The organism is Halarchaeum salinum (genome assembly GCF_039520965.1).
GTDB lineage: Archaea > Halobacteriota > Halobacteria > Halobacteriales > Halobacteriaceae > Halarchaeum > Halarchaeum salinum.
Map to the genome: position 1 here is coordinate 76,160 of NZ_BAAABL010000033.1, position 26,494 is coordinate 102,653.

Consider the following 26,494-nt stretch of genomic DNA (forward strand, 5'->3'; position numbering starts at 1 on the left):
TTCGACGGCCGGGGGATTAAGCCCCCCGGCTTCCGCTCGGCTCGCGCTTCGTCACTTCAGGCGGATCGCGGGGCGGAACGGCACGGCCTGTTCGGCCTTCTCGTCCTCGGCGTCCGCCTCAGGGATGACATCGACATCGGCGTCGAACTCCCGTGCGAGGAAGCCCGCCGCGTCGGCGTAGAGCTCGGCTTCATCGACGGCTTCGAGTGCCGCGAGCTCCTCGTCGTCGTACTCCCGGATATCGGCGACGAGGTCCTGTACGAGGTCGTTCACGGCGTCACCCTTCTCGCGCAGCGATTCCTTCTGCATCACTTTGCCCATCACCGCACCGATGTCCGTTCCGGTCTCCGCGACCGTCTCGAACACCGTGCCCTTCCACTCCGCGGGCGTGTAGACGGTGATGTCGTCGGGATCGGTACCCGTGACGTCCACGATGTCCCGCACGTCGTCGACGAGGGACTCGATCAGCTCCTCTTCGACCTCGACGCGCGTGCTCTTCCGGTCGTGATCGACGCTCGGCCACGCCGCGTCCTCCACCGGGACGCCGTCGAGCTCGTCGTGGAGTTCGTTCGCGAGGAAGGGCACGACGGGCGCGAGCAGGCGCAGGCGCGTGCGCAGCACTTCCTGGCGAACCCACTGCGCCGCCGGCCGCTCGGTGTCCGTGCGCTTGCGGTACCAGCGCAGGTCCTCCTCGAAGCGGTAGAAGGCCTCCTGGGAGGCGCTTCGCGTCTCGAACTCGTCCATCGCGCGCGTCGTGCGCTCGATCGTTCCCTGGAGCTTGGAGAGCAGCCACCGGTCGATGCGCTCCAGTTCGATGTCCTCCCGAGCGGGAGCCTCGAGATCGACGACATCCTCGGCGCGGTCGTAGAAGCGATTCAAGCTCTTGCGCGTTGAGGCGACCTCGTCGGCGCGCCAGTCGTAGTCCTGCCACGGCTGGGCGGAGTTCAGCAGGAAGAAGCGCACCGTGTCCGCGCCGTACTCCTCGATGGCCTCGGCGGGGAGGACGACGTGGCCCTTCGAGGACGACATCTTCTCGCCCTCCAACAAGCCCATCCCCATGATGGCGACGCCCTCCGGCCAGTTCGCGCGCTCGAAGAGGTCCGCGTGGTGGAAGAGGAAGAACGTCAGGTGGTTACTGATGAGGTCGTTCCCGGAGACGCGGTAGTCGACGGGGTACCAGTAGTCCCACTCCTCGCGGAGTTCGAGGGCCTTCTCGGGTGCATCGCCCTCGACGGCGTCCGGCCCGTCGAAGAGCGCGTCGAAGAACTCGGGCGTGAGCTCCTCGGGGGGGACGTCCTTGATCCGGTGGGCGATCGTGTAGTACGCCATGTAGATCGTGGAGTCCGAGAGCGGCTCGATGACGAAGTCGTCGTCCCACGGGAGCTTCGTCCCGAGGCCGTAGTTCCGGATACACGGCCACTCCTCCAGCCAGTCGATCGTGTGGTCGAACTGATCGCGGCTCGTCTCCGGGACGACGTCCATCTCCGAGACGACCTCGTGGGCAAGCGCCTTCCAGTCCTCGTCGTTGTACGTGAGGAACCAGGTCTCCTGCTCCGCGATCTCGACGTCGCCGCCACAGCGACAGACCACAGGCTCGGAGAAGTCGTACATCGCGTCGAACTGCCCCGAATTGCGATAGCGCTCGGCGAGCTCGTCGCGGACATCCTCGACGACCTTCCCGGCGTCGTCGCCGTACATATCCCTCAGCGTTCCGCCGTGGAACTCACGGTTGTAGACTTCCTGAGTGGCCTCCTCGAGCAGCGGGTCGTCCGCGCTCGTGATCCCGTGCTCCTCGACGGCTGCGCGGGCCGGGAAGACGTCGTCGTAGGCCTCCACGTCGATGATGGCCTTCGGCTCGATTTCGTCGACCTCGGCGGGGTCGATGCCGTACACGCGCATCCGCTCGTCGTCCGCCTTCGCGGCTTCGAGCGCCATCCAGTCGTCCGGCGAGTGTGCCGGGACGGACATGACGACGCCCGTCGCGTTGTCCGGATCGACGAAGTCCGCGGGCAGGATCAACACGTCCTCGCCCGTCACCGGGTTCTCGACGCGCTCGCCGACGAGCGCCTCACCCTTGAACTCCTCTTTGATCTCGACGTCGCGCTGCTGGAGCAGCAGTTTGCGCGCGGCGTCGTGGCTGATGAGCCACGTCTCGCCGTCGACTTCGGCCTCGACGTAGTCGCCGTCGGGTTTGATGTAGGCGTTCGTGACGCCGCGTACCGTCTCCGGGCGCAGCGTCGCCATCGGGACTTTCACTGCTCGCGGCTGCCCGCCGCTCGCTCGTTCCGAGTCGCTACGCGACTCGTGCCCCCCAAGCCCGAACTTGACGAGCGTGTACTCCTGGCGCTCGGCATCCTCGCCTTCGAGGAGGTCGTGCGTGGTGACGGGGTTCTCCTCCTCGGTGCAGTATTTGACGGGGTGGAGCCCCTTCTCCAGCCGGTCGTTCTCGCGCAGGGTCTCGTACTGCCAGGTGACGAACTTCGAGTAGCGCCGATCGTTCGTCGTAAACTCCCTGCGCCAGTCGATGCTGAGGCCGAGGGACTTCATGTTGCGCTTGTAGTGGTTCTCGATGAAGTAGCGGGCGAACCCCATCGGCGTCTCCAGCTCCTCGAGCTCGTCCTCCGGGACGTTGTACGTATCGCGTAGCACGGAGAGCTGTTCTTCTTCGCCCTTCTGGAGGCGGTTGACCGCGCCGATGATCGGCGTGCCGGTCACATGCCACGCGATCGGAAAGAGCACGTCGTCGCCCTGCAGACGGCGATAGCGTGCGTAGACGTCCGGGACGGTGTACGTACGCGCGTGGCCGATGTGCATCCCCCCGCTGGGGTAGGGGTAGGGGACGGTGACGAACGTCGCGTCCTCGTCGTCGCCCGGGTCGGCTTCGTACCGCCCGCCGTCCTCCCAGCGCTCCTGCCACTTCCGCTCGAGTGCCCGCGGCTCGTAGGTCATGCCCCGTCGTTCACCGCGGCGAGCCAAAAGGCCTCCCATCCCCGGGAGGCCGGGGCGAAACGCTTTCCCTCGCCCGCGCCGACGGCCAGCTCGTGGCCGACTTCACGGCGCGCGTCCAACGCGCCCTCCGGGACGCTCTCGCCGAGCGCCTCCCCGCGCGTGCGTGGGAGACGGAGTGGTACGCGCGCCGAACGCCGGTCGACGTCGCCGGCGTGCCCGAGTCCGATGGCGACGCCGCTGGCGTCTCCCGCTCCGGGACCGATGCCGCCGACGCGCCGCTGATCCTCGTCGAAGTCGAGATGCGCCGTGCCGACCCCGCCAACAACCCCGTGAAACTCGCCCGCTACGCTGACGAGGGGGAGTTCGAGCGTCCCGTGGTCCTCGTCCAGTTGTTCAGCGACTACTACGACCTGGAGACGGGCGGCGTCTCCTCGAAGCGCGAAAATGCGGCGTTCGTCGGCCGTCTCGCGACCGCGCACGTCGAGGGGTTCACCTACGCTGCCCGCGACCTCGCGCTCTCGCCGCCGAAACACGGCGCGGACCCCGACGGGGAGTGGGAGGCTGCCGTCACGACCGTCGCCGACGGGATCGCCTCACGCCTCGAGTAGGCCCGCGTCGCGGATGTCCGCCAGCACTGCCTCGGCGTGTCCGTCCGGCGACACACCGCTGTACGCCGCCTGTACCTCGCCGTCGGCAAGGACGAACGTCACGCGCTCCGCCGCGCCGCCCGACGTGTCGACGTCGAATGCGTCGGCGATCTCGCCATCGGGGTCCGCGAGCAGGTCGAAGCCGAGCCCGTACTTCTCACAGAAGTCCCGGTGGGAGTCCGCGTCGTCCGTCGAGACGCCGTAGACGTCCACGCCCGCGTCGTCGTACGCCCCCAACTCCGCGTCGAACCCCTTCGCCTCCACCGTACACCCCGGCGTGTCGTCGCGCGGGTAGAAGTAGAGCACCGTCGGCGTCGCGAAGTCGGGTTCGAGCGTTTCGCCGTCCTGGTTCTCCGCCGACACCGTGGGTGCGTCGTCGCCTGCTTCGAGCATACACCGACACACGCGCCGTCGGCACATCGCCGTTGTGTCCGCGGCGAACGCCGTTTAAGTCGTTCTCGTCACAAGTAGTAGATACGACCGAGGTGCGGTCGGCCTTCTCGACCGCCCACGCCACATCGTCGAGCGACAGCGTTCGCGTCCGGTCACCTAGTCGGCGGTGCTCTCGTCCTCCGTCGCCTCCTCGACGGTGATGTGTTCCTCGTTCGGCCCGTCCTTCGGTACGCGGACCGTCAGTACGCCGTTCTCGTGCGTCGCCGACGCGCCCGCCTCCTGTACGTCGCCCAGCAGGGTCACGGCTCGCTCGACCGTCTCGTGACTGCGCTCTCGGATGATGTAGCGCTCCGTCACCGACCGGTCCGTATCCCGCTCGGCCCGGACGCGGAGTGTGCGCCCGTCGAGTTCCACGTCGATGGCCGCCCGGTCGTAGCCCGGGAGGTCCATCCGCACCTCGTACGCCTCACCCGTATCGGCCACGTCGACGGGCGTCGCGCGACGCTCGCCGCCCCCGAACGCGGCGTTCAGTTCGTCCAGCGTCTCCCCGAGCTCGTCGAACGGATTACGTCGCATACCCCGACTGACGCCCGGTCCACGCAAAAAGCGGTCGGCCGATCGCGTCGTCCCGTTGCCCGCCGCTCCGCCCGCTCACGGGTCGTTCCTCCCCGTTCGTGTTAGTGGGCTTCGCCCACTCACACCACATGCTCGACATCGTAACTCCCCAGCTTTCGCACCCAGCCGTTCTCAGCGAGCTCCTCGACTTCCGCGAGCGCCGCCTGCGTGCGCTCCTCGAAGAGGCCGCCATCGACGTCGAGGTGGAAGAGATAATCCCCGAGATGCTCGCCGCTCGGGCGGGATTCGACGCGCGTGAGGTTGACGCCGCGGTCCGCGAACGGCTCTAAGAGTTCGAGCAGGAGGCCGGGGTAGTTCGCGCCCGGATAGACGACGAAACTCGACTTCCCGCCGGCGTCGGAGCGCTCCTCGGGTGGCGCGACGACGAAGAAGCGCGTCGCGTTCGAGCGGCGATCCTGGATGTCCGCCGCGATCACCCGCAAGTCGCTCGTCGCGTTGTCCGGGTGGCCGATGCCGGCGACCGTGGGGTCCTCGCCGGCGAGTTCGACGCCGCGCGCCGTGGAGGCGACGGCCTCGATCGTCGCGTCGGGGTAGTGTTCGTCGAGGTATTCGCGACACTGCGCGAGCGCCTGCGGGTGGCTCGCGACGGTGTTGAACTCCTCCGATTGGGCGAGGAGGCCGTGCTTGATCGGCGTGATGACTTCGCGGACGACCGTGACGTCGCGCGCGGCGAGGGCGTCCAGCGTCTCCGTGACGCTCCCTTCGATGCTGTTCTCGATGGGGACGACGCCGCGCGGCGCGTCGCCGTCCGCCACCGCGTTCACGATGTCGCGGATGGACTCGCGGAACTCGATCTCGTCGTCGCTCGCGATCGCCCCGGCGGCGCGATGCGAGTACGTCCCCGAGGGGCCGAGCGTGACCGTGTGCATACCACACAATAGGCCGCGTACGCGGGAAAAGAGCGTCGCCGTCGTGCACGGTGCCGGCGACTGTTTCCGGCGACCGCCGCGCGGGACGGAAACGCTTTCCCCGCCGCCCGCCCTTCGCTCACTCGATAATGCAGGTCGCCGAGGCGGTCCCGGAGTTCGCGGACGCCTTCCCCTTCGAGGAGTTCAATCGGATGCAGCGCGAGGCCGTCCCCGCCCTCACCGAGCGCGACGGCAACGTCGTCGTCGCCGCCCCCACCGGCTCGGGGAAGACCGCGCTCGCCGAACTCGCGATCTGTAAGGCGCTCGCCGCCGGCGGGACCGCGCTCTTCATCGCGCCGCTGCGCGCGCTCACCAACGAGAAGGAAGAGGAGTGGGAGCGCTTCGAGGACATGGGGTATTCGGTGTACGTCGTCACGGGCGAACGCGACCTCGACCCTCGCCGCGCCGAGCGCGCCGACGTCCTCGTGATGACGCCCGAGAAGGCCGATTCGGCGACGCGGAAACACGACTCGCCGCGATACTCGTTCGTCACGGACGTCGACGTCGTCGTCATCGACGAGGTCCACCTCCTCGACAGCGACCACCGCGGCTCCGTCCTCGAAGTCGTCGTCTCGCGCTTCCGGCGGCTCTGTGACCCCCGGATCGTCGCGCTCTCGGCCACGATGCCGAACGTCGAGGACGTCGCCGCGTGGCTCGATGCGCCCCCCGACTGTACGTTCGAGTTCGGGGACGAGTACAGACCGGTCGACCTCCACGCGGACGTCACGACGTACGTCCACGGCGACAACTCCTTCGCCGACAAGTATCGGCGACTGTACAAGGCCCTCGATCGGGCCGAACCGCACCTCCGCGAGGACGGCCAGGCGCTCGTCTTCGTCGCCTCCAGACAGGACACCGTCCGCGCGGCAGAGAAGGCCCGCGACGAACTCGCCGAACGCGACATCCCGATGGGCGCGCGCGGCGACTACGACTTCCACACCGACGCCGAGGAACTCGACAACGACACCCTCCGAAAGAGCGTCCTCGACGGCGTCGCGTTCCACCACGCCGGCCTCTCGAAGAACGACAAAGATCACGTTGAGGCGTGGTTCCGCGAGGGGAAGATTGGCCTCCTCTTCTCGACGTCGACGCTCGCGTGGGGCGTCAACCTCCCCGCGCGCTGCGTCGTTATCCGTGACACGAAGTACCACGAACCTCTAGAGGGCGAAGTCGACATGAGCCCGCTCGACGTCCTCCAGATGCTCGGGCGCGCGGGCCGTCCCGGCTACGACGACGTCGGCTACGGCTGGGTCGTCTGCGACAACGCGGAGGCCGACAAATATCGCACGCTCCTCCGCGAGGGCAAGGAGATCGAGTCGGCGCTCGCCGCCGACCTCCCCGAGCACCTGAACGCCGAAATCGCGATGGGCACGGTCGACGACCTCGACGACGTGATGGCGTGGCTGGAGACGACCTTCTACTACCGGCGTGCGCAGTCCGCGCCCGATGCTTACGACTTCGCGAACGTTCGCGAGCGCGTGCGCGGCGTCCTCGACGACCTGATCGAGGAGGGGTTCGTTCGTGCGCACGATGATCTCGGGCTCACCGCCACCCAGCTGGGGATGCTCACCTCGACCTACTACCTCGATATGGACACTGCGGTCGGCTTCCGCGACCTCGCTGAGGGCGACGTCGACGAGGCCGGCGTCCTCCGCGCGATCGCGCGCGCCGCGGAGTTCGAGAGCGTGAGCGCCCGTCGTGACGAGCGTGAGGCCGTCGCGTCCGTCCTCGGGAATCGCGGCGATGACCTCGATGCCGGCCCCCGGAAGGTGCTCGGCGTCCTCTACGGCGCGATGCGCGGATCCACGCCGCCCGAACTCCGCTCGGACGCGTGGATCATCCGGCAGAACGCCCTCCGATTGCTCGCCGCGCTCGCGGAGTTCCTCGAACGCTTCGAGAAACCCGACGGCGCGAACCTCGCCCATCGCTTGGAGGCGCGCATCGACACCGGCGTCCCCGCGGAGGCGGTTGAACTTACCGCGCTCGACGGCGTCGGGGCCGGACGCGCACACCGACTCGTCGACGAGGGGCTCACGAGTGTCGCCGCCGTGCGCGCGGCGGGCCACGACGGTCTCGTGGATGCGGGCCTCTCCGGTGGCGTCGCGGACGCCGTGATTGAGCAGGCTGCCGCACTCCCCGACGTCTCGATCGACTGGGGCGACTTCCCCGAGAGCGTCGCGCGCGGCGAGAACGACATGCGCGAGGTGACGGTGTGCAACGACGGTGGGGCCGCACGCGTCGCCTGTCGCGTCACCGCGACCCGAAACGGCGGCGACGGCGAGACGGTAGAGATGACGAGCACAACGGCGTATCTCGACGATGCCACGACGCTCCCGATCGGTGTCTTCGGCGCTGACGACGACGCGCTCGTCTACGCCGTCGAGGTCGTCTTCCCCGAGAGCGTCCTCGATACCGTGCGCGCGGAGCGCATCGTCGAGATCGTCTGAGGATTCTTGTAGCGGGACGGGGCCATTTCGTCCCGATGCAGGATGCGACCCGCGTGCTGGCCGGCGACTGTACTGTCTCCTACGAGGACGAGGAGCGCACTGAGAAACGCGGCGAGGTAGTGGTGCTCGTCAAACCCGACAACACCGTGCTCGTCCACGACGCCGATGGGTATCAACCCGCCTCGTGGCTGACGCGCGCGGACGTTGTCCGCTACGCGAGCGACGCCGACGGTGTCCGGCTCGTCGCGGGCTCCGGGACCGAGCGCCTTGACGTGCAAAGCCACGAGACGACGCTCGATACCTTCGCGCCGGTGACGCCGGCGGGACCCGAGGTGGGTACCTGCCCGGACTGCGGCGGGCCGCTCGTGCGTGCGCGCGGCGACGTCGTCTGCGTCGGCTGTCGGGCGCGTTATCCGCTGCCGCGGGACGCGACTGTCCTCGACGAGCGCTGCGATGACTGTGGGTTGCCCGAGATCCGCGTCGAACGCGGCGCGGTCTTCGACGTCTGTCTCGATCGCTACTGCGAGTCGATCGACGAGGCTGTCCGCGAGCGATTCGACGGCGCGTGGGACTGTCCGGCCTGCGGCGGGACGCTACACGTCGAGCGGCGAAGCGCCCTTCGCACCGTCTGCGAGGATTGCGGGAACGCGTACGCCATCCCGACGGGAACCGTCGTCGGCGAGTGCGACTGTGGCGGACCGCGCTTCGAGACGCCGAGTGGGACGCGCTGTCTCGCGACGGCGTGCCCGGCCCGCGCACCGTAGCGTGTCGTCCGGCGGGACGCGAGGACCGCACCGTAGCCCCTTTGGTCGCCGCAATCAGACGGTATCGGTATGAACGGCCAACTTCGGGGGGACCGCGTCGTCGTCGGTGACGACGCCCGCCAGCGGTTCCACGACGCCAGCGGGTACGGGGTGCCCCGCGACGGGAACGAGATCGCCCTCTCGCGCGTCGAGGCGGCCCACCTCCTCTTCCGCGGCGAACTCGACGCCGTGGACGGGATGGAGTTCCGCGAGTTCCTCGCCTCCGGCGATAGCGGCTTTAGCACCCGCTTTCTCGTCTACATGGACCTCCGCGACCGCGGCTTCTACCTCTCGCCTGCGCGGGAGGACTGGGTCGATGAACCCGGGACCGCGGATTTCGTCGTCTACCCGCGCGGGAAGGGCCCACGCGACGACGAAATCGCCTATCGCGTCCGCGTCGTCGGCGAGCGCACCGACGTCCCCGCGGACGAACTCGGCAACACCGTGCTCGCCGTCGTCGACGAGGAGTCCGAACTCACATACCTCGAAACCGAACGCGTCGATCCCGAGGGACATACCGAATACGACCTCGACGACCCCGCCGAGGGCGTCCTGCTCGACGATCGCGTCGTCGTCTGGGACCCCCCGATGGCGCTCCACCGCTCGGCGTTCTACGGGCAGGAGCTCTCCGGTCGGGCGTCCGACATCGACGCCGTCCAACTCTCGCTCGTCGAGGCCGCATACCTTGCCGCGGAGGGCGACCTCGTCCTCCCGGAGCGTGACGCCGGCGTGAACGCGCTCGTCGAGCGCGGACGCGCGGTCGAACGTGGGCGCTTCGACCGGCGACTCCGCACGTATCGCGAACTCCGCGATCGCGGCCTCGTCCCCAAGACTGGCTTCAAGTTCGGCGCGGACTTCCGCACGTACGCCGACGTCGAGGACGTCGAGGACCTCGGCCACTCCGAGTGGCTGGTGCGCTGTCTCGAATCCGACCACCTCTTCGACCCGCGGGACCTCGCGCTCGACGTCAGACTCGCCCACGGTGTGCGGAAGCGAATGGTTTTTGCGCTGGCACACAGAGACGACATCACCTGGCTCGCCGCGAGCCGACTCACGCCCTAACTTATGACTGCAGACCACACGGACACGACCGCGACGGACGGCGGGACGGAGACGGACGGTGCCGACGACCTCGCGCTCGACCCGTGGGGCTCCTCGACCGTCTCGGACTACCGCAAGCTCTTCGAGGAGTTCGGTATCGAGTCCTTCGAGGACGTCCTCGGCGACGTTCCGTCTCCCCACTACCTGATGCGTCGCGCGATCATCTTCGGCCACCGCGACTATCGGCGCGTCCTCGAGGCGATGCAGGACGACGCCCCGTTCGCCGCGCTCTCCGGGTTCATGCCGACCGGCGACCCCCACATCGGCCACAAGATGGTGTTCGACGAGATCATCTGGCACCAAGCGCAGGGGGGCGACGCGACGGCGCTCATCGCCGACCTCGAAGCGCACGCCGCGCGCGATCTCACATGGGCGGAGATCGACGAGCACACGAAGGACTACCTCCTCAGCCTGCTCGCACTCGGCTTCGACCCCGACGAGGGCACCCTCTATCGCCAGTCGACGAACCGCGACGTGCAGGACCTCGCCTTCGAACTCGGGATCGAGGCCAACTTCTCCGAGTTCCAGTCCATCTATGGCTTCGACGGCGAGACCGACGTCTCGCACATGCAGTCCGTCGTCACGCAGATGGCGGACATCCTCTCGCCGCAGCTCGACGAGCCGAAGCCGACCGTCGTGCCCGTCGGCCCCGACCAGGACCCCCACGTCCGCTTCGCGCGCGACCTCGCCGCCAGAACGCGGTATTTCGGCGTCACCGAGGCGTTCGCGTCCTTCGAGGTCGACGACGACGCGGAGCGCGCGGTCCTTCGGGATGCATACGCCCGGCTCCGCGAACATGCACCCGCGGAGACGACGATCCGCTGTCTGCACGCGGCGCAACTGCTCGATGACGGGATGGACGCCGTGGAGTGGGAGGCACCGAGCTCGCTCGACCACGTCGCCGTGACGACCGGGGACCCGGAGACGACCGTGCTCCCGAAGCTCAACAACGCCGGGATGGAGCCGCTCCGCCCGCGCGTGCGATTCCTCGACCGGAACGCGACCGACGACGCCTTCGAGGCGCTCATCGACGCTGTCCCGGGTGAGAAACGCGTCTTCGAGGCACACGTCGACAGCTTCGACATGGACCGCGCGGCGGCCGAGGACCTCGCCCGCGAGGTCGAAGTCGACCATGGAGGGTACGGCTTCGTCCCGCCCTCCTCCATCTACCACCGCTTCATGACCGGGCTCACCGGTGGGAAGATGAGTTCGAGCATTCCGGCGAGCCACATTAGCCTCCTCGACGACCCCGACGAGGGGTACGATAAGGTGAAGGCGGCGACGACGGGCGGTCGGACGAGCGCTGAAGAGCAGCGCGAGCTCGGCGGCGAACCGGACGACTGCCCGGTGTACGAACTGTACGCCTATCTCCTCGCCTCGGACGACGACGAGTTCGCAGAACGCGTCTACGAGGAGTGCCGCGAGGGCGAACGCCTCTGTGGTGACTGTAAGGAGCAGGCGGCGACGCTGATGCGCGAGTTCTTAGCGGAGCACCAGGAAAAGCGAGCGGAGGTCGAAGAGCAGCTCGAGGCGGCGGACATCGAACTCGAATCGCCGCGACGGCGTTGATCTAGATTTCGGTGTCGTCGGTGGTATCTTCGCTGTACCGGCCGGAGAAGCGATCCGTCTGACTCAGCAGGTAGACGTTCCCGAGGCCGAACAGCGCGGCACCGCCGAGCGCGAGGCTGGGGAGCGGGCCGCCACCGGTCTCCGGGATGTACGGGTAGCTGAGGGCCTTCTCCTCGACGATCGTCTCCGAGTCCGGGAGGACGCCGCTGCCGACCGCGTCCGGCGGCTCGCTCCCGGCGGCAGGACCGCCGGGCTCGCCGCAGACGATGCGCGCGACCATCCCGAGCGTCTTGTGCGGGATGCAGTAGTAGTCGTACGTGCCGGTCGCCTGGAACTGGTAGGTGAACGTCGCACCCTGTTCTTCGAGTACGCCGCTGTTCCACGGCTCGGCATCCTCGGGGATGAGGCTCGTACTTGCCTGCGGGTTCGACGGCGAGTACGACGTCGCCGAGTGGCTCCCGCTCGCGTTGACCCACTGGACGTACTCCCCCGGCTCGACGTAGAGCCCGACCGGGTCGAAGATGAACTCCGACCCCTCGGTGCGCATCTCGACGACGTACGGGTCGCTCTCCGTACCCGATCCCGTCCGAGGGTCCTCCCCGCCACTCTCCTGTGCGGCGGCGGAGCCGACGATACCGCTCGCGGCGAGCCCCGCGCCACCCGTCTTGGTGATGAACTGCCTCCGTTTCATGACAACGCCGTTCGTACACGGATATATCCAACCCCGGATTGAGTGTGTTTCGGTCGCGCGCTCGCGGTTGCATCCGAGCACAACCGAAACAAGGATGTACGTAACCGGGTAACACTCGAATATCGACGAGTACCGAGCGCCGCTAGCGCGCCGGGACTTCGAAACCAAACAATGAGACGCGAAACGGCCATCATACTGGTGCTCATCGGCATCGTGCTCCTGCCGATGTGGGGCATCGCAATCGCGAGCGGAGGGAATAGTTTCCACGAGATTCCCCTACAGGCAGGGGAGAACGTCTCACTCGCACCGACGGGACAGTTCGTGACGATGCCCACGGAAATCTCGGTCTACGCGGCCGGCATCGTCTCGTGGCTCGCGCTCTTCGCGCTCGTCGGTGTGCTCTACGCGCAGGTGCGCTACGCACACAACGTCGGGAGGCGAACGGAGCCACTCCACCCTGAGCAGGGTGACTCGCTTCCGTACGTGCCGAGCTTCCTGCAAACCGCGCATAGACGGATAATCGCGTACTATCCCGCGGACGCTAGCCTCCGGGCCGTCTGGCTCATAGGCTTGTTCACGTTCCTGAGCGCCGTCTTCGCCGTGCTGTTCGCCGGTGAAGTTATGGGTCTCTCACGGAACCAGTTCCTCGGGTTCTACGGTGCAATCCTTGCGTTCTCCCTCTCCGAGACCATCCTGATGTACTACACACACTTCATGCCGACCATCGAGGTCGCGGAGGAACGCGACCACTGACCATGTCCACGAACGACGATACCGACACCGACGCCCAGGCACAGTCCGACGTCGACTACGAGGAGGACCGCCTCCAATCGACCCGGCGGAACGCCGCCAAGTTCTTCGCGGCGCTCGGTGGTGCGGCAGCCGTCGGGAGTTTCGCGGTTACCGGGCTCTATGGGCTCGACGAGTCCGCGCGCTCCGGCGGCCCCGACTACAACTACCAGACGCTCTACACGCAGGGCACGCGGGTCGTCGACGGCGAAGGCAACCCGGTCACCGTCGACGCGATTCCCCAGGGGAGCGGCGAGAGCATGACGGTCTTCCCCGAGAAGGAGGGCGGCGGTGCGCTCAAGGTCCCCATAGCGACGACGCTCCTCGTGCGCTTCTCACAGGACGCCTACGAGGAGCCGACGATGCTCGACGGGACCGCACAGGGCTACTCCGCGTACTCAGCCACCTGCACGCACGCCGGCTGTACGGTCTCCCAACGAACTGGCCCGAACGACCAGAACTTCCTCTGCCCGTGCCACCAGAGCGTCTTCAACCCGCTTCAGGGCGCGAAAGTCGTCGGTGGCCCAGCGCCGCGCCCGCTCCCACAGCTCCCGGTCGGCATCGCTGAGGAGGGGGACCAACTGATTATTGCGACGGGGCCGTTCGAGGCCCACATCGGGGTGGAGTAGATCGATGAGCACGATCACCGAATCCGACGAGTCGGAGGACGCAGAGAAGTACGAGCAGAGCCGGGTCTACAACTGGCTCGACGATCGCCTCGACCTGAACGAGGAATTCCTCGGGAAGGCCTTCCCAGAGGACCGCTATGCGTCGTTCCTGCTCGGTGAAGTCTCGCTGTTCACCTTCGTTATTCTCGTCCTGACGGGGACGTTCCTCGGGATGCTCTACCGTCCGGGCGCTGCGGACACCACCTACCAGGGCATCGTCGCCGGGTACGCCGGCACGGAGGTCCCGATGGCGTTCGCGTCCGTCCTCCGCATCACGTACGACGTCCCGATGGGGATGTTCATCCGGATGGTCCACCACTGGGGCGCCTACCTCTTCGTCGCCGCGATGGGCCTCCACATGCTTCGGGTCTTCTTCAGCGGCGCCTACCGGAACCCGCGCGAGCTCAACTGGGTGGTCGGTTCGACCCTGCTCTTCCTCGGTATCGGCGAGGGGTTCATGGGGTACGCGCTCCCGTTCGACGAGTACGGGGCGACCGCGACTGGGATCGGGTTTACCGTCGCGGGCTCCATCCCGGTCATCGGCGAGACGCTGACGAAGATCCTCTTCGGCGGGATGTGGCCGGACAACGCCGCGGTCATCCTCCCACGGATGTTCTTCTACCACGTCTTCTTGCTCCCGCTCATCATCGGCGGCCTCATCGCCGTCCACATGCTCCTGCTCATTCGGCAGAAGCACACCGACCAGGAGGGGTCGCGCGACGAGGAGGCCGACGTCGAGGCTGACGACGAGTCGATCGTCACTGGCGTCCCCCTCGTTCCGAACCAGATCGCGGTGACCCTCATCGTGTTCCTCTCCGTCTTCGGTATGCTCGCGCTGCTCGCGGGCTTCTTCCCCGTACAGCGCCTCCCCGTTTGGGGGCCGAATGACCCGTTCAGTACGCCCGCGGGGGTCGCACCTGACTGGTACTTCATGTGGGTGTTCGGCATCCTGAAGGTCATTCCGGGCTTCATCCCGCGTGGTGAGTTCGTCGCCGGCGTTGTCGCGCCGGGCATCATCGCGACGGTGCTCATCGCCTGGCCGTTCATCGACTACAAGAAGGAGGCCGTCCACTTCACCGCCGACCCGATCAAGCGGCCGTTCCAGACGGCCGTCGGCGTCGGCTCGATCACGTTCATCATCATGCTCTCCATCGCCGCGATGAACTCAACCGTCGGGACGCTCCTCCGTGTGGACACCGCGGTCGCGTCGAACTACCTGCTCTACGCGACGATCATCGTCCCGATCGTCTGGGGGATCATCACCTATTTCGTCCTCAAGCGCGGGGTCGAACGCCGCGAGTCGTCGAACGCGGTGCCGACCGACGACGACACCGACACGGCGAACACGGCGACCTCCGACGACTAACCCTCTCTCGATGCCCCCCCTCTCGCCGCGTCGCTATCGCCTGCTCGATCGCGTGACGAAGCTCCTCGGATTGGTGTTGCTGACGCTCGCGCTCGTTCCGGGAGCGCTTTACGGCCCGCTGAAAATCGTCTGCGGGGTGCTCGGCGTCGCGCTCGGCGTCGCCACGGTCTTTCTCGACCCAGCCAACGAGAACTAAGCGGCGTTCTCGACGGCCGCGCGGAATCGCTCCTCGTCCACGCGGTGCTCGAAGCTGACGCCGCCCTCGACCGTCACGTACGGGACGCGCTCGCCGTACGCCGCTTCGAGCTCGGAATCGTCGTCCACGTCGTACGTGGTCACGTCGACCGTTGTGTCGAGGTCGTCGACGACGCGCTCGATGGTCCGCTCCGCTTCGATACAGAGGAGACAGTTATCGCGCCGGTAGACGGTGACCGCGACGGCCATCTACTCGGTGCGGTAGACGAGTGCGAGGAGTGCGGCACCGACGAGGAACGTGAGCACGCAGCCGACGATCTGGATGACCATCACGGCCGCGCCGCCGGTGTACTGCCACGGCATCCCGACGAGTGTCGCGAGCGCGGCGAGTGCGAGGTAGACGCCGAGGACGGTCCCCAGCGCGTCGAACGGGTCGTAGCCAGCGAGGGTTGCTGTCATATCCGTACCTCTTGGCGTCGTCGCCCCTAACGCTACCGGATGCGGTTGGCACACCGACTCGAATAGCCGGCCGCTTCGCTTCACGTCGTTTACAACGAAAGCGGGCCGAGCGCGATTTGAACACGCGACCGTCTGGTTAAAAGCCAGACGCTCTGCCGGACTGAGCTATCGGCCCTCATCGGATACGTGGGGGCCGCGGCGTTAAACGTTTATCATCCCGCTATTCGAGATACTGTTCGAGCGCGTCGGTCACGACGCTCCCGGGGGTCACGTCCTCGACGGCGGCTCGTCGTCTGAGCTCTCGATACGTGTCGAGTGGGAGCGAGACGGTGAGTTCGCCTGGCGTCACGCCGCGCTCGCGGAGCGCTTCCTCGATGGGTCGTCCGTCGTTCACCTCGCTCGCGATCGCGCGCACCTCGCGGACCGTGAGGTCGTTGTCGATGGCGGCGAACGCGAGCTGATAGCGTGCCTCACCGCCGACGCGCGCGATGTGCTTCGCGGCGGTCGGGGCGATGTGGCCGACGGCGACGTGTCGGCGGACGGGACGCGGGAGGTCGTGCACGCGTGCCCACTTCCGGATGAACGAGACAGTCACGCCGTCGCCGGCGCGTTCGGCTGCGGCCTTGTACGAGCCTTCGGCGCGCACGAGCGCGGCGCAGGCCGCTGCCCCGCGGAGCATGTAGAACCGGTCGTCGCCGAGGTCGCCATCGGCGAACGAGGCGACCGTCTCGGCGGCTTCCGCGACGCTCTCCGGGTCGTCGGGATCGAACTCGACGGCTTCCTGCGCGCGCTCGCCGGCGACACGCTCGTCACCGCGGATGACGGGTCGCCCGACCGGCGATTCGCGGTCCGTCGGCGGGATCTCTGACCCGTCGCTCATACTACTGGTAAAACGTGGCCAATATAAATCTCTACTCCTCGGCGCGGCGTTCGCTGAGGTGCTCCCAAATCTCGGTGCACCCTGCCCCCGGCTCGACGTCGTCGAGATGATCGTCTCCGTCGCGGCCGGCGTCGGTTTTCGTCTCTGCCATGTGCCCTCTCGTAGGATGTCCACGGGTATAAACGCCGCTTCGGACGCACTACCCGCCTTTGCTTCCGGGTAGTGGTTGTTCTCGCCCCTATCGGCGACGGACTGGTGATCGTCGCGAAACGACTGGAACGACAGCTCATGGACACGCACGACCGGTATCTGGCCGGGTACCGATTACCTGGCGAGCCGACTGGACCCGATACCGGCAGCAAAAACCGGTTCTCCGTTTTACAGCTGTCCCGCCTCGATGGTCACCGTGTCGCCCGCACGCGGTGCCGTCGCGTCGTAGCCGTCCGCACGAAGGTCGGCGGCGAACCGTTCGGTCGCATCGCCGTGCACGGTAAAGACGCGTGCGTCGCGGTAGGCGTCGAGGAACGAGCGGAGCCCGTCGCGATCCGCGTGGGCGGAGAAGTCGAACGAGTCGGTGCGCGCCGCGACCGGGAGGACGCGACCGTCGAACTCGGCACGGCCCCGTTCGAGCAGATTGTGACCTGGCGTCCCCGCGACCTGATGGCCGACGAACGCGACGAGGTTCGTCGGATTCCCCCGGATCTCGGGTACGTACGTCATCGCCGGCCCGCCGGTGAGCATCCCGCTCGTCGTGATGATGACGGCGTTCTGCTCGGCGATGCGCTTCTTCTGACCGCGCCCGCCGGTCACGAAGCGGGCGTTCCCCATCGCCGCGCGGAACGCCGCTGGATCGCGGAGGAACTCCTCGACGCGCCGCAGCCGCTCCGCTACCGTGATGCCCATCCCGTCGACGTAGCAGTCGATGTCGTGTGCCGCACAGACGAGCATCGCCTCCTGTGTGCGCCCGACTGCGAACGCGGGTACGACGACGGTTCCGCCGCGGTGCACCGTCTCGCGGAGTTCGCGCGCGAACCGCCGCTCCGTCTCGTGTCGATCGCCACGCGTGACGTCCGCGTACGTGCTCTCACAGACGACGACGTCCGCCTCGGGCCGCGCCGTCGTCCCCGAGAGCAACCGTTGGTCCGCGGTGTGGAAGTCGCCCGTGTAGAGCAATCTGGTGTCGCCGTCGTCGCCGGATCCCGTCCGACTGCTGGCAGGACCCGATCCCGCTTCGTCGACGAGGACGTGTGCGCTGCCCGGAATGTGGCCGGCGTCGAAGAACGTGACCTCGTGGCCCGCCGCTTCGAAGGGCTCGCCGTAGCCGTGCGTGTGTGAGACCTCGCCGAGCTTGCCGATCTCCGCGCGGGTGAACGGCCGATCGTAGCGATCCCGTTGCAGCTTCAGGGTGTCGCGCGCGAGGAGGTCGGCGAGTTCGCGCGTCGGCGGCGTCCAGTGGATCGGCGGTCGGCGCTCGCCGTTCAGGAGGCTCGGCACCGCGCCGACGTGATCGAGGTGGGCGTGCGAGACGACGACGGCGTCAGGCTCGACGTCCGGCGGTGTCCGGGCCGGTGTCCCGCCTTCGAGGCCGTAGTCGATGAGGAGCGAGTCGTTCACCAGCAGGGCGCTCCGGCCGATCGCGTCCGCCCCACCCAGGAACCGTACGTCCATTCGTCGGATGCTACTCGCGCGCGGGGCTTGGACCCGTTGATCCCCGCGGGCGTCTCGACGCGCACCGAACCCCGACCCTCCCGACTTTAGTCGTCGGGCACCGTACGTGCGAGCGAGCCACCGCCACATGAACGAGGGTACGTCCTCCACGGGCCGTTCGTCTGCCGCGGACGGGACGCCGATCGACCCGCCCGCGTCGTTCGTCGCGCGAGCGAACGTCACCGATGGATCGCTTCGGGACGCGTTTGCGGAGCGCTGGCCGGAGTGCTGGGACCGCGCGGCTGACTTCCTCGACTGGACGTCGCCGTATGACCGCGTGCTGGACGCTGCGAACGGCTACGACTGGTTCGCCGGCGGCACGCTGAACGCGTCGTACAACTGCGTCGATCGACACGTCGAGGCCGGCCGGAAGAGCCACGCGGCCCTCAAGTGGGAGGGATGCCTCGGCGAGACCCGGACGTACACCTACCACGACCTCTACCGCGAGGTGAACGCACTCGCCGCCGCCCTCCGCGCTCGCGGCGTCGAGGCGGGCGATGTCGTGACGACGTACATGCCGGTACTCCCCGAACTCCCCGTGACGATGCTCGCGTGCGCGCGCCTCGGGGCCGTCCACTCCGTCGTCTTCGCGGGCTACTCGGCCGACGCCCTCGCCATGCGCCTCGCCGACACGGGCTCGACGTGTCTGCTTACCTGCGACGGCTACTACCGGCGCGGAACGGCCCACGACTTGAAACGGAAGGCGGACAACGCCTGCCTCGACGTCCCGCAGTCGGTCGATCGGCTCATCGTCGATCGCCTCGACGACGACCGGACCTATGGGGACAACTACGTCGAGTACGCGACGCTCGTGGACGAGTACGGCGGCGAGACGGTCGATCCGGTCCCCCGCGAGGCGACCGACCCGCTCTTCGTCATCTACACCTCGGGGACGACCGGCCGCCCGAAGGCCGTCCGCCACACGACGGGCGGCTACCTCGCGCAGGTCGCATGGACGTCCCACGCCGTCCTCGACCTCGAACCCGGGGACACCCACCTCTGCTCGGCGGACGTCGGGTGGATCACCGGCCACTCCTACGTCGTCTACGGCCCGCTCGCGCTCGGGGCGACGACGGTACTGTACGAGGGGACGCCGGACTACCCGGAGCGCGACCACCTCTGGGGGATCGTCGAGCGCAACGCCGTGGACGTCTTCTACACCGCGCCCTCGGTCATCCGGGCGTTCATGAAGTGGGGTGCGGAGTACCCCGAGCGCCACGACCTCTCCAGCCTGCGCCTCCTCGGCACCGTCGGCGAACCGGTCGACGAGACGACGTGGCGGTGGTATTACGATCACATCGCAAACGGGGAGTGCCCGATCGTCGACACCTGGTGGCAGACCGAGACCGGCGGGATCCTCGTCTCCACGCTGCCCGGCGTCGACCCGATGCGGCCGGGAGCCGCCGGCCCGCCCCTTCCGGGCGTCTCCGCCGACGTTCTCGGTCCGCGCGGGACGTCGGTCGATGCGGGCGAGGCGGGGTCGCTCGTCCTCACGCGCCCCTGCCCGGGTATGGCCGTCGGCCTCGGCGAATCGACGGGCGAGGCTCCCGCGGACTGGCGCTACGTCACCGGCGACGCCGCGGCTGTCGGTGCGGACGGATACATTCGGCTCCTCGGCCGCGAGGGGAACGCCCTCAACGTCGCAGGGCGGCGACTCGGGACGCGCGAGATCGAGGCCGCGATCGTCGGCGTCGAGGGCATCGCGGAGGCTGCCGTCGTCGGCGTCGAGGGACCGCAACGCGACACCGCCCTCTATGCGTACGTCACCCCGCAGCGCGACGCGGGCCCCGTCTCGCCGTTGCGCGAGCGCGTCCGCGAGGCCGTCGCGGCCGCGATCGGCGGGTTCGCAGCGCCGGATGTCGTCGTGTTCACGCCGGATCTCCCGAAGACCCGTTCCGGGAAGGTGCTCCGCCGCCACCTCCGGCGGATCGCGGACGGTGAGGCGGTCTCCGATACGGGGTCACTCCGTAACCCCGAAATCGTCGGCGAGCTCGAATCGATCGTCGACAGCGTTTCGGAGTAGCGTGTAACCGCGAAACGACACTGACTGGACGGATCGTCCGACACCTCTCTCTCGGTGTGCTGACGCCGTCGACCGCACAACACTTATTTCGCGGTACTGTGGAGAACGAACTGAGATGGGTGATCCGTCGGCCGACGACGCGCTCACGACGGCGGAGTACGAGCGACTCCTCCGTGCGGCCGACTCGTATCGCGTGGAGCTCCTCGTGACGCTCTGCGGGCGCGTTGGCCTGCGACCCGGCGAGATCGCGCGCCTCCGCCTCGGTGATCTCATCCGGACCGAGGCCGACCACGACTTTCTCGTCGTTCCCGGGGACGACGACGCGCGGGACGCGTACGCCCCCCCGGATGTCGCGGCGACGATACGCAAGTACGCGGATGCAGCCGATATCGGTGACGACGACCGGCTCTTCGAGGTGACGCCGCGCCGCCTCCAGATGCTGGTCGCGGAGGCGGCACAGCGCGCCGCGGACGGTGATGACGACCGCCTCTCCCGGGCTTCCACGCGCGACCTCCGCGCGCATTTCGCCCGCAGACTTCTCGCGCGGGACGGCGTCGATGCTCGGATCGTGCGGGCTGCGGGCGGCTGGTCCAGCCTCGGGAGTCTGGAGCCGTACGTCGAGCCCCCGTCCCGTGAGGAGATCGCTGCCGCACTGCACGACGCGAACGCGTCCGTGGACGATGCGCCACGAGACGACCCCGGCTCCGAGCACTTCGACGGGTCGGTGTTCGCGGAGACGGCGGCGGCTCTCGGGACGGCGCTGGCGGGCGCAGCGAGCCGGCCGGCTGTCGAGGAACGGGCGTGTGAGGCGATCGCGGCAGTGTGCGGGCCGACGGCGATCTGCGACGAGCGCGGCGAGATCCGGGCGGTAGCGGACGTGGAGGACCCAGACGCCCGCGCGGCGATCACCGACATGCTTCAGGAGACCGCCCTCCTCGACGTCGAGGGCGGCGTTCGGTTCGTCGAGCGGGAACTCGATGCCGAGACGTGGCGGGCGGACCGGACGTTAGCGGCCAGCGCGATCCGCGCCGGCGACCGGGTGCACGGTCTCCTCTGTGTCGTCGTCGGCCCCTCGACGCCGGCGGACGGCCTCCGGCGTGCACTCGTCGATGCCGGCCGGCGCGTCGGCTGGGCGGTCGCGGCGACCGAGCGCAAGGAGCAATTGCTCTCCGATACGGGCGTCGAGCTGGTGTTCGAGGCGACCGGTGGGTCCGTTTTCGCGGCGGCGTCGCGTGACCTCGACTGCCGGCTGGAGCTCGACGGGATCGTCCCCATGGGTGATCAGTCGCTCCTCTGCTTCGTGGCGGCCGGCGAGGTGTCGATCGACGCCCTCCTCGATCGGGTCGGTGCGGCCGAGACGGTCGCCGACGTCCGCCTCATTCGCGACGCGGGCGACCACGCGCAACTGGAACTCGTGCTCCGCCCCGCTGCGCCGGTCGCGGCAATCGTCCGATCCGGCGGCGCGGTGGCGTCGCTGACGGCGGCGGACGGCGTCGCGCGCATCGCCGCCGTCTTCTCGACGCAGACGGACGTCCGAGCGGTCGTTGAGGATGTCACGTCGGCGTATCCCGAGGTCTCGTTTCAGGCCAAACGCGAGGCCACACAGCCGACCTCGCCGGGCGACGTCCATCGGACGCTGGAGCGCGATCTCACGGAGAAACAGCGCTCGACGCTCCGGGCGGCCTACTTCGCGGGGTACTTCCAGTGGCCGCGCGGCAGCACCGCCGAGGAGATTGCCGACTCGATGGACGTCTCGGCACCGACGCTGCACAACCACCTCCGCAAGGCCCAACAGAAGGTTTTCACCGCCCTCTTCGGCTCGCTGTCGTAGCGCGCTTGCAGCCATCCGGTCGGGCTGAACTAATTAGTATGAACGTTTATTATAATAGCTTCGAGTGCTACGTAGTGGTATGACAGAGGAAACCAACCTCGAAACGAGAATCGCGGAGCAGGACGTGTTCGAGCCGCCTGCATCGTTCGTCGAGCAGGCCAACGTCACGGACGCGGGGATCTACGAGGAGTTCGAGGAGAACTGGCCCGACTGCTGGGAGGGGGCCGCCGATCTGCTCTCGTGGGACGAGGACTACGAGACGGTGCTCGACGACTCGAATCCGCCGTTCTACGAGTGGTTCACCGGCGGGACGCTGAACGCCTCGTACAACTGTGTCGATCGCCACCTCCCCGAGCGCGCCGACGAGGTCGCCATCGAGTGGGTCGGCGAACCGACGGACGAGTCGAACCGCTCGATCACCTACGGGGAACTCCATCGAGAGGTCAACGAGTTCGCCGCCGCGCTGCGCGATCTCGGCGTCAGCGAGGACGACGTCGTGACGATGCATATGCCGATGGTCGCCGCTCACCCCGTCGCGCTCCTCGCCTGCGCGCGCATCGGTGCGCCCCACTCCGTCGTCTTCGCCGGCTTCTCCGCGGAGGCACTCGCCGACCGGATGAACGCCGCCGACTCCGAGTATCTGATCACGGCGGACGGCTACTATCGCCGCGGCGACCCCCTTGATCACCTCTCGAAGTCCCGCGAGGGCGTCGCGGACGTCGATCACGACGTCGAGACGGTCGTCGTCGACCGACTCGGCGACGACGGCCACGGACACGACCTGCGGGCGGACGAACACGACTACGACGACCTGATGGCGGCACACGAGGGCGCGACGGTCGAACCGGTCGAGCGCGACGCCGAGGACATGCTCTTCCTCATGTACACCTCCGGCACCACCGGGAAGCCGAAGGGGGTGAAACACACCACCGCCGGCTACCTTGCGTGGACGGCGTGGACCTCGCAGAATGTCCTCGACGTCAAGCCGGAAGACACCTACTTCTGCTCGGCCGACATCGGCTGGATCACCGGGCACTCCTACATCGTCTACGGCCCGCTCGCCCTCGGCACGACGACGACGATGTACGAGGGGGCCCCCGACTACCCCGAGCAGGACCGCTTCTGGGAGATCGTCGACGACCTCGACGTCACGCAGTTCTACACGGCACCGACGGCGATCCGCTCGTTCATGAAGTGGGGTGCGGAGTACCCCGAGCGCCACGACCTCTCCAGCCTGCGCCTCCTCGGCACCGTCGGCGAACCGATCAACCCCAAACCCTGGAAGTGGTACTACACGCACATCGGCGGCGAGGAGTGCCCGATCGTCGACACCTGGTGGCAGACTGAGACTGGCGGTCACATGGTGACTACGCTCCCCGGCGTCAACGACATGAAACCGGGCAGTGCCGGCCCGCCCCTTCCCGGCGTCGACGCGCAGGTCGTGGACGGCGACGGTGAGGAGGTACCTGCCGGCGGTGCCGGCTATCTGACCGTCCAGAAGCCGTGGCCCGGGATGCTTCGGACGCTCTACAACAACGACGAGCGCTTCATCGAGGAGTACTGGGCCGAATACTCCGACACCGAGAGCGACGACCCCGAGGACTGGGTCTACTTCCCCGAGGACGGCGCGAAGGTCGACGAGGACGGCTACATCACCGTCGTCGGACGCGTCGACGACGTCGTCAACGTTTCCGGACACCGCCTCGGAACCATGGAGATCGAGTCCGCCGTGGTCTCCGCCGACCACGTCGCCGAAGCCGCCGTCGTCGGTGCCGACCACGACGTGAAGGGTGAGACCATCCACGCCTACGTCATCCTCGAGAGCGGTGTCGACGATGAGGAGGCGGTCCGCAAGCACATCGAGAATGCCGTCGAGGACAAGATCGGGCCGATCGCACGGCCGGAGCGGATCGTCTTCACGCCCGAGCTCCCGAAGACCCGCTCCGGGAAGATCATGCGCCGCCTCCTCGAGGAGATCTCGGACGGCGAGGAGCTCGGCGACACGTCGACGCTACGGAACCCCGAGATCGTCCGTGACATCGAAGCTGAAGTCCGAGGTGAGTGATCATGCCTGCTAACACCGACACCGCGAACCCCGCACCGCTCGGCCTCGTCGCCTTCGGGTTGACGACGGTTCTCCTCAGTCTCGTCAACGGCGGGATCCTGCCGAGCGCCGGCGAGTCCGTCGTCCTCCCGCTCGCGTTCGCGTTCGGCGGGACCTGCCAGATGTTCGCCGGCCTCCTCGAGTACAGAGAAGGAAACACGTTCGGCTACACGGCGTTCAGTAGCTACGGCGCGTTCTGGTGGTGGTTCGGCCTGCTCGTGCTCTTCGCGGGCAACGGCTGGCTCTCCCTCAACGCGGCCACCGTCGGCGCGGCCCTCCTCCTCTGGGGGCTGTTCACCGCCTACATGTGGATCGCGACGTTCAAGCTCAACTGGGCGCTCTGGTCCGTGTTCCTCACGCTGACCATCACGTTCCTGCTGCTCGGCCTCGGCGACCTCGGCTTCGGGACGGGAACCCTCGGCGGTTACGTCGGTATCCTTACCGGCCTGCTCGCGATGTACACCTCGTTCGCGGAGGTCGCGAACTGGGCGTGGGACCGTACCGTGGTCCCCATCGGAAGCGCGCCGCTGAGCGACTAACCCGCACGACCCCCCGTTTCCGGCTCGCTACTCTCGCCATCGACGCACGACGAACTCGGCGTACTCACCGTAGGCGAGATCGAGACTGCCGATCCACCAGTTCCACCGCGACGCCACGCGCTCCGCGGGCGCGTCGCCGAGGTGTTCGACGACTTCCGGAGGTGTGAGTTCGCGGCCGGTGTCGCGCTCGTAGCGGCCGCTCGCGGCGAGGTCCGCCGCCAGTCGTGCGACGGCGGCCCGCTCTGCGTCACTTCCCGAGAACACCGTGAGCGCGTCCGCGAACGCGGCCGGTTCTCGCATATCCCCGTCGACGTCCTCATCGGTCAAGAGTCTGCGCCACGCCCACAGTGCCCCCCGAGATTCGCGTCCGGCGTGCCGGAAAGGCTTTTGCGCGGCCGGGGTGACGTATCGTTCATGAAAGTGCTGTTGGGCATCGGTGGGAGCGACGACTCGCTCGACGCCCTCGAACGCACGGTCGAGCGCGCCGTCGAGGCGGGCGACGAGCTCACCGTCGCCGTCCTCGACAACCCCGAGAGCGAGCGCTCCGCCGACGAGGTCATCGACCACGCGACATCGGTGTTGGAGGAGGCGGGACTCGATGCGGACGTCCGCCACCTTACGGGCGATCCGGGGAGCGAACTCGTCGAGCTCGCCGGCCACGAGGACTTCGAACAGGTCGTCCTCGGCGGTGGCGAACGGAGTCCGATGGGGAAGATCCGACTCGGCCACATCTCCGAGTTCGTCCTGCTGAACGCGCCCGTCACCGTCACACTGGTCCGATGACTGATGATACCGACGCGCCCGGCCCGTTCCCGACGCCGCCCCACGCCTTCGAGGACGGCGAGGGACGCGAGATCGAGGTGCGATCGCTCGCCTCGACCGACGACGACGGGATCGAGTCGCTGGTCGCGATGTACGACGACTTCGATCCGAGCATGCGCGCGCAGGGGATCCCGCCGACCGGCGAGGACCGCGTGCGCTCGTGGCTCGACACGCTCGTCGGCGGCGACGCGTACAACGTCGTGGCGTGGCACGGCGACGACGCGGTCGGCCACGCGACGCTCGTCCCGGACGGCGACGACGCGTACGAGCTCGCCATCTTCGTTCACCAGGACTCTCAGGGGTGTGGCGTCGGCACGCGGCTCATCCGCACCCTCCTCGGCTACGGCGCGGTGAACGGCGTCGGCCACGTCTGGTTGACGGTCGAGCGGTGGAACCACGCGGCGATCGCGCTCTACGAGAAGGTGGGCTTCGAGACGATGAACGCCGAGAGCTTCGAGATCGAGATGGAGATGGACCTCTCGACGGTGTCCGTTCAGACGGACAGCACGGGCTGACTCGCGTAGAGCAACACGTACTCCGCGACCTTCTCCAGCACCGCGCCCGGCGGGTCGACGCTCGAACGCGCCTCGCGCGGCATGACGAGGAAGTCCGCGTCGACGTCGTCGGCGCAGTCGAGGATCACGCTCCCCGGATGGTGGGTCTTGCGTCGCGTCGAGAAGCCGTGCATCACGGAGGTCCCGATTGGGACGCCCGCGTCGTCGGCGAGCGCGCGGACGTCGTCGAGGAACGACTGGTGTGCGTCCGCGATCCCGTCTTCATCGCTGTCGCCGTCCGCGATGCTTCGCGCGACGTCGTCGCCGAGGACGAACAGCGCGTGCACGTCGGCGTCGTAGCGCTCGGCGACGGCGACCGCGTACTCGGCGGCGGTCCCGGCGGCGTCGCTCCCGTCGACGGGGACGAGGACCGTCCCGACTTCGAGGCTCATGTCGGCGTCTCCGGCGGCCGC

26 protein-coding genes and 1 tRNA gene are annotated in these 26,494 nt (G+C 68.0%); 15 read left to right on the forward strand and 12 right to left on the reverse strand.

The features are described 5' to 3' along the window. Positions 1–51: 51 nt before the first annotated feature. On the reverse strand, positions 52–2,949 hold the full coding sequence (gene leuS, locus ABDZ36_RS03605) for a leucine--tRNA ligase (protein ID WP_211311626.1): 2,898 nt from the start codon (positions 2,947–2,949) through the stop codon (positions 52–54). A 92-nt stretch (positions 2,950–3,041) separates the two neighbouring features. On the opposite strand from leuS, the gene ABDZ36_RS03610 reads away from it, so the two are divergent. Continuing rightward, on the forward strand, positions 3,042–3,557 hold the full coding sequence (locus tag ABDZ36_RS03610) for a hypothetical protein (protein ID WP_211311625.1): 516 nt from the start codon (positions 3,042–3,044) through the stop codon (positions 3,555–3,557). On the opposite strand, the gene ABDZ36_RS03615 is transcribed toward ABDZ36_RS03610, so the two are convergent. The 3 genes from ABDZ36_RS03615 to pheA all read right to left on the reverse strand — a co-directional run bounded on the left by ABDZ36_RS03615 (position 3,543) and on the right by pheA (position 5,494). Further along, the gene (locus ABDZ36_RS03615; RefSeq protein ID WP_211311624.1) at positions 3,543–3,989 is read right to left on the reverse strand and encodes a peroxiredoxin; all 447 of its coding nucleotides are present in this window, start codon (positions 3,987–3,989) and stop codon (positions 3,543–3,545) included. The two genes, ABDZ36_RS03610 and ABDZ36_RS03615, sit on opposite strands and share 15 nt — an antisense overlap. A 156-nt stretch (positions 3,990–4,145) precedes the next feature. Continuing rightward, the gene (locus ABDZ36_RS03620) at positions 4,146–4,565 is read right to left on the reverse strand and encodes an Hsp20/alpha crystallin family protein (RefSeq protein WP_211311623.1); all 420 of its coding nucleotides are present in this window, start codon (positions 4,563–4,565) and stop codon (positions 4,146–4,148) included. 119 nt (positions 4,566–4,684) lie between these two features. Then, positions 4,685–5,494, reverse strand: coding sequence for a prephenate dehydratase (gene pheA / locus ABDZ36_RS03625; protein ID WP_211311622.1), 810 nt, complete (start codon positions 5,492–5,494; stop codon positions 4,685–4,687). 128 nt (positions 5,495–5,622) lie between these two features. Here pheA and ABDZ36_RS03630 point away from each other — a divergent pair, with 128 nt between their 5' ends. The 4 genes from ABDZ36_RS03630 to ABDZ36_RS03645 all read left to right on the forward strand — a co-directional run bounded on the left by ABDZ36_RS03630 (position 5,623) and on the right by ABDZ36_RS03645 (position 11,453). Further along, complete coding sequence (locus ABDZ36_RS03630; RefSeq protein ID WP_211311621.1) at positions 5,623–7,980, forward strand: DEAD/DEAH box helicase; 2,358 nt, start codon at positions 5,623–5,625, stop codon at positions 7,978–7,980. Positions 7,981–8,015: 35 nt separating this feature from the next. Then, the gene (locus ABDZ36_RS03635; RefSeq protein WP_211311620.1) at positions 8,016–8,744 is read left to right on the forward strand and encodes an endonuclease NucS domain-containing protein; all 729 of its coding nucleotides are present in this window, start codon (positions 8,016–8,018) and stop codon (positions 8,742–8,744) included. 69 nt (positions 8,745–8,813) lie between these two features. Beyond that, positions 8,814–9,845, forward strand: coding sequence for a tRNA-intron lyase (endA, locus tag ABDZ36_RS03640; RefSeq protein WP_211311619.1), 1,032 nt, complete (start codon positions 8,814–8,816; stop codon positions 9,843–9,845). A 3-nt stretch (positions 9,846–9,848) separates the two neighbouring features. Further along, entirely contained in the window at positions 9,849–11,453 is a 1,605-nt protein-coding gene (locus tag ABDZ36_RS03645; protein ID WP_211311618.1) for a tryptophan--tRNA ligase, read from the forward strand. A gap of 1 nt (position 11,454) precedes the next feature. On the opposite strand, the gene ABDZ36_RS03650 is transcribed toward ABDZ36_RS03645, so the two are convergent. After that, positions 11,455–12,144, reverse strand: coding sequence for a plastocyanin/azurin family copper-binding protein (locus tag ABDZ36_RS03650; protein WP_211311617.1), 690 nt, complete (start codon positions 12,142–12,144; stop codon positions 11,455–11,457). A gap of 171 nt (positions 12,145–12,315) precedes the next feature. Between ABDZ36_RS03650 and ABDZ36_RS03655 the strand changes: the two genes are divergently transcribed. Genes ABDZ36_RS03655 through ABDZ36_RS03670 form a run of 4 tightly spaced genes read left to right on the forward strand, consistent with a single transcriptional unit; the run spans position 12,316 to position 15,163 of the window. Next, positions 12,316–12,897 (forward strand): hypothetical protein, encoded by a 582-nt coding sequence (locus ABDZ36_RS03655; RefSeq protein WP_211311616.1) that lies wholly within the window; start codon positions 12,316–12,318, stop codon positions 12,895–12,897. A gap of 2 nt (positions 12,898–12,899) precedes the next feature. After that, complete coding sequence (locus ABDZ36_RS03660; protein ID WP_211311615.1) at positions 12,900–13,562, forward strand: QcrA and Rieske domain-containing protein; 663 nt, start codon at positions 12,900–12,902, stop codon at positions 13,560–13,562. Between the two features lie 4 nt (positions 13,563–13,566). Next, on the forward strand, positions 13,567–14,967 hold the full coding sequence (locus ABDZ36_RS03665; RefSeq protein WP_211311614.1) for a cytochrome b: 1,401 nt from the start codon (positions 13,567–13,569) through the stop codon (positions 14,965–14,967). 10 nt (positions 14,968–14,977) lie between these two features. After that, positions 14,978–15,163: a DUF8120 family protein gene (locus tag ABDZ36_RS03670; RefSeq protein ID WP_211311613.1), complete on the forward strand. Its 186-nt coding sequence runs from the start codon at positions 14,978–14,980 to the stop codon at positions 15,161–15,163. Here the strand turns inward: ABDZ36_RS03670 and ABDZ36_RS03675 are convergent. From ABDZ36_RS03675 to ABDZ36_RS03695, 5 genes are all read right to left on the reverse strand, one after another. Beyond that, the gene (locus ABDZ36_RS03675; protein WP_211311612.1) at positions 15,160–15,411 is read right to left on the reverse strand and encodes a glutaredoxin family protein; all 252 of its coding nucleotides are present in this window, start codon (positions 15,409–15,411) and stop codon (positions 15,160–15,162) included. The two genes, ABDZ36_RS03670 and ABDZ36_RS03675, sit on opposite strands and share 4 nt — an antisense overlap. Beyond that, entirely contained in the window at positions 15,412–15,621 is a 210-nt protein-coding gene (locus tag ABDZ36_RS03680; RefSeq protein ID WP_211311611.1) for a DUF8123 family protein, read from the reverse strand. A 101-nt stretch (positions 15,622–15,722) separates the two neighbouring features. Next, a tRNA-Lys gene (locus ABDZ36_RS03685) sits at positions 15,723–15,796 on the reverse strand. A gap of 45 nt (positions 15,797–15,841) precedes the next feature. Next, on the reverse strand, positions 15,842–16,501 hold the full coding sequence (locus tag ABDZ36_RS03690; protein WP_211311610.1) for a DUF7119 family protein: 660 nt from the start codon (positions 16,499–16,501) through the stop codon (positions 15,842–15,844). A gap of 378 nt (positions 16,502–16,879) precedes the next feature. Continuing rightward, the gene (locus tag ABDZ36_RS03695; protein WP_211311609.1) at positions 16,880–18,169 is read right to left on the reverse strand and encodes an MBL fold metallo-hydrolase; all 1,290 of its coding nucleotides are present in this window, start codon (positions 18,167–18,169) and stop codon (positions 16,880–16,882) included. Between the two features lie 127 nt (positions 18,170–18,296). On the opposite strand from ABDZ36_RS03695, the gene ABDZ36_RS03700 reads away from it, so the two are divergent. From ABDZ36_RS03700 to ABDZ36_RS03715, 4 genes are all read left to right on the forward strand, one after another. Continuing rightward, positions 18,297–20,231: an acetate--CoA ligase gene (locus ABDZ36_RS03700; protein WP_211311608.1), complete on the forward strand. Its 1,935-nt coding sequence runs from the start codon at positions 18,297–18,299 to the stop codon at positions 20,229–20,231. A gap of 115 nt (positions 20,232–20,346) precedes the next feature. Beyond that, on the forward strand, positions 20,347–22,062 hold the full coding sequence (locus ABDZ36_RS03705) for a bacterio-opsin activator domain-containing protein (RefSeq protein ID WP_211311607.1): 1,716 nt from the start codon (positions 20,347–20,349) through the stop codon (positions 22,060–22,062). A gap of 79 nt (positions 22,063–22,141) precedes the next feature. Then, the gene (acs, locus tag ABDZ36_RS03710) at positions 22,142–24,127 is read left to right on the forward strand and encodes an acetate--CoA ligase (RefSeq protein WP_211311606.1); all 1,986 of its coding nucleotides are present in this window, start codon (positions 22,142–22,144) and stop codon (positions 24,125–24,127) included. A gap of 2 nt (positions 24,128–24,129) precedes the next feature. Continuing rightward, a complete protein-coding gene (locus ABDZ36_RS03715; RefSeq protein WP_211311605.1) occupies positions 24,130–24,705 on the forward strand; it encodes an acetate uptake transporter in 576 nt (191 codons plus the stop codon). A 27-nt stretch (positions 24,706–24,732) separates the two neighbouring features. Here ABDZ36_RS03715 and ABDZ36_RS03720 read toward each other — a convergent pair whose 3' ends face one another. Next, positions 24,733–25,005 carry a WNWW family protein gene (locus ABDZ36_RS03720; RefSeq protein ID WP_211311604.1) on the reverse strand — a complete coding sequence of 91 codons (273 nt, stop codon included), beginning with the start codon at positions 25,003–25,005 and terminating at the stop codon, positions 24,733–24,735. A 114-nt stretch (positions 25,006–25,119) separates the two neighbouring features. Between ABDZ36_RS03720 and ABDZ36_RS03725 the strand changes: the two genes are divergently transcribed. Both ABDZ36_RS03725 and ABDZ36_RS03730 read left to right on the forward strand, forming a co-directional pair. Beyond that, complete coding sequence (locus tag ABDZ36_RS03725; RefSeq protein ID WP_211311603.1) at positions 25,120–25,488, forward strand: universal stress protein; 369 nt, start codon at positions 25,120–25,122, stop codon at positions 25,486–25,488. Beyond that, complete coding sequence (locus tag ABDZ36_RS03730; RefSeq protein WP_211311602.1) at positions 25,485–26,042, forward strand: GNAT family N-acetyltransferase; 558 nt, start codon at positions 25,485–25,487, stop codon at positions 26,040–26,042. The genes ABDZ36_RS03725 and ABDZ36_RS03730 overlap by 4 nt, the downstream gene beginning before the upstream one ends. Here the strand turns inward: ABDZ36_RS03730 and ABDZ36_RS03735 are convergent. Continuing rightward, entirely contained in the window at positions 26,021–26,473 is a 453-nt protein-coding gene (locus tag ABDZ36_RS03735) for a universal stress protein (RefSeq protein WP_211311601.1), read from the reverse strand. The genes ABDZ36_RS03730 and ABDZ36_RS03735 overlap by 22 nt on opposite strands. Positions 26,474–26,494: the final 21 nt, after the last annotated feature.

What these genes read in the sequence shown, in the direction of transcription:
- endA (WP_211311619.1), top strand. Translation starts at nt 8,814, where the DNA reads ATGAACGGCCAACTTCGGGGGGACCGCGTCGTCGTCGGTGACGACGCC.
- ABDZ36_RS03705 (WP_211311607.1), top strand. Translation starts at nt 20,347, where the DNA reads ATGGGTGATCCGTCGGCCGACGACGCGCTCACGACGGCGGAGTACGAG.
- pheA (WP_211311622.1), bottom strand. Translation starts at nt 5,494, where the DNA reads ATGCACACGGTCACGCTCGGCCCCTCGGGGACGTACTCGCATCGCGCC.
- ABDZ36_RS03715 (WP_211311605.1), top strand. Translation starts at nt 24,130, where the DNA reads ATGCCTGCTAACACCGACACCGCGAACCCCGCACCGCTCGGCCTCGTC.
- ABDZ36_RS03680 (WP_211311611.1), bottom strand. Translation starts at nt 15,621, where the DNA reads ATGACAGCAACCCTCGCTGGCTACGACCCGTTCGACGCGCTGGGGACC.
- ABDZ36_RS03630 (WP_211311621.1), top strand. Translation starts at nt 5,623, where the DNA reads ATGCAGGTCGCCGAGGCGGTCCCGGAGTTCGCGGACGCCTTCCCCTTC.
- ABDZ36_RS03735 (WP_211311601.1), bottom strand. Translation starts at nt 26,473, where the DNA reads ATGAGCCTCGAAGTCGGGACGGTCCTCGTCCCCGTCGACGGGAGCGAC.
- ABDZ36_RS03730 (WP_211311602.1), top strand. Translation starts at nt 25,485, where the DNA reads ATGACTGATGATACCGACGCGCCCGGCCCGTTCCCGACGCCGCCCCAC.
- ABDZ36_RS03700 (WP_211311608.1), top strand. Translation starts at nt 18,297, where the DNA reads ATGAACGAGGGTACGTCCTCCACGGGCCGTTCGTCTGCCGCGGACGGG.
- ABDZ36_RS03665 (WP_211311614.1), top strand. Translation starts at nt 13,567, where the DNA reads ATGAGCACGATCACCGAATCCGACGAGTCGGAGGACGCAGAGAAGTAC.
- ABDZ36_RS03695 (WP_211311609.1), bottom strand. Translation starts at nt 18,169, where the DNA reads ATGGACGTACGGTTCCTGGGTGGGGCGGACGCGATCGGCCGGAGCGCC.
- leuS (WP_211311626.1), bottom strand. Translation starts at nt 2,949, where the DNA reads ATGACCTACGAGCCGCGGGCACTCGAGCGGAAGTGGCAGGAGCGCTGG.
- ABDZ36_RS03670 (WP_211311613.1), top strand. Translation starts at nt 14,978, where the DNA reads ATGCCCCCCCTCTCGCCGCGTCGCTATCGCCTGCTCGATCGCGTGACG.
- ABDZ36_RS03655 (WP_211311616.1), top strand. Translation starts at nt 12,316, where the DNA reads ATGAGACGCGAAACGGCCATCATACTGGTGCTCATCGGCATCGTGCTC.
- ABDZ36_RS03615 (WP_211311624.1), bottom strand. Translation starts at nt 3,989, where the DNA reads ATGCTCGAAGCAGGCGACGACGCACCCACGGTGTCGGCGGAGAACCAG.
- ABDZ36_RS03720 (WP_211311604.1), bottom strand. Translation starts at nt 25,005, where the DNA reads ATGCGAGAACCGGCCGCGTTCGCGGACGCGCTCACGGTGTTCTCGGGA.
- ABDZ36_RS03725 (WP_211311603.1), top strand. Translation starts at nt 25,120, where the DNA reads ATGAAAGTGCTGTTGGGCATCGGTGGGAGCGACGACTCGCTCGACGCC.
- ABDZ36_RS03645 (WP_211311618.1), top strand. Translation starts at nt 9,849, where the DNA reads ATGACTGCAGACCACACGGACACGACCGCGACGGACGGCGGGACGGAG.
- ABDZ36_RS03650 (WP_211311617.1), bottom strand. Translation starts at nt 12,144, where the DNA reads ATGAAACGGAGGCAGTTCATCACCAAGACGGGTGGCGCGGGGCTCGCC.
- ABDZ36_RS03690 (WP_211311610.1), bottom strand. Translation starts at nt 16,501, where the DNA reads ATGAGCGACGGGTCAGAGATCCCGCCGACGGACCGCGAATCGCCGGTC.
- ABDZ36_RS03675 (WP_211311612.1), bottom strand. Translation starts at nt 15,411, where the DNA reads ATGGCCGTCGCGGTCACCGTCTACCGGCGCGATAACTGTCTCCTCTGT.
- ABDZ36_RS03635 (WP_211311620.1), top strand. Translation starts at nt 8,016, where the DNA reads ATGCAGGATGCGACCCGCGTGCTGGCCGGCGACTGTACTGTCTCCTAC.
- acs (WP_211311606.1), top strand. Translation starts at nt 22,142, where the DNA reads ATGACAGAGGAAACCAACCTCGAAACGAGAATCGCGGAGCAGGACGTG.
- ABDZ36_RS03620 (WP_211311623.1), bottom strand. Translation starts at nt 4,565, where the DNA reads ATGCGACGTAATCCGTTCGACGAGCTCGGGGAGACGCTGGACGAACTG.
- ABDZ36_RS03660 (WP_211311615.1), top strand. Translation starts at nt 12,900, where the DNA reads ATGTCCACGAACGACGATACCGACACCGACGCCCAGGCACAGTCCGAC.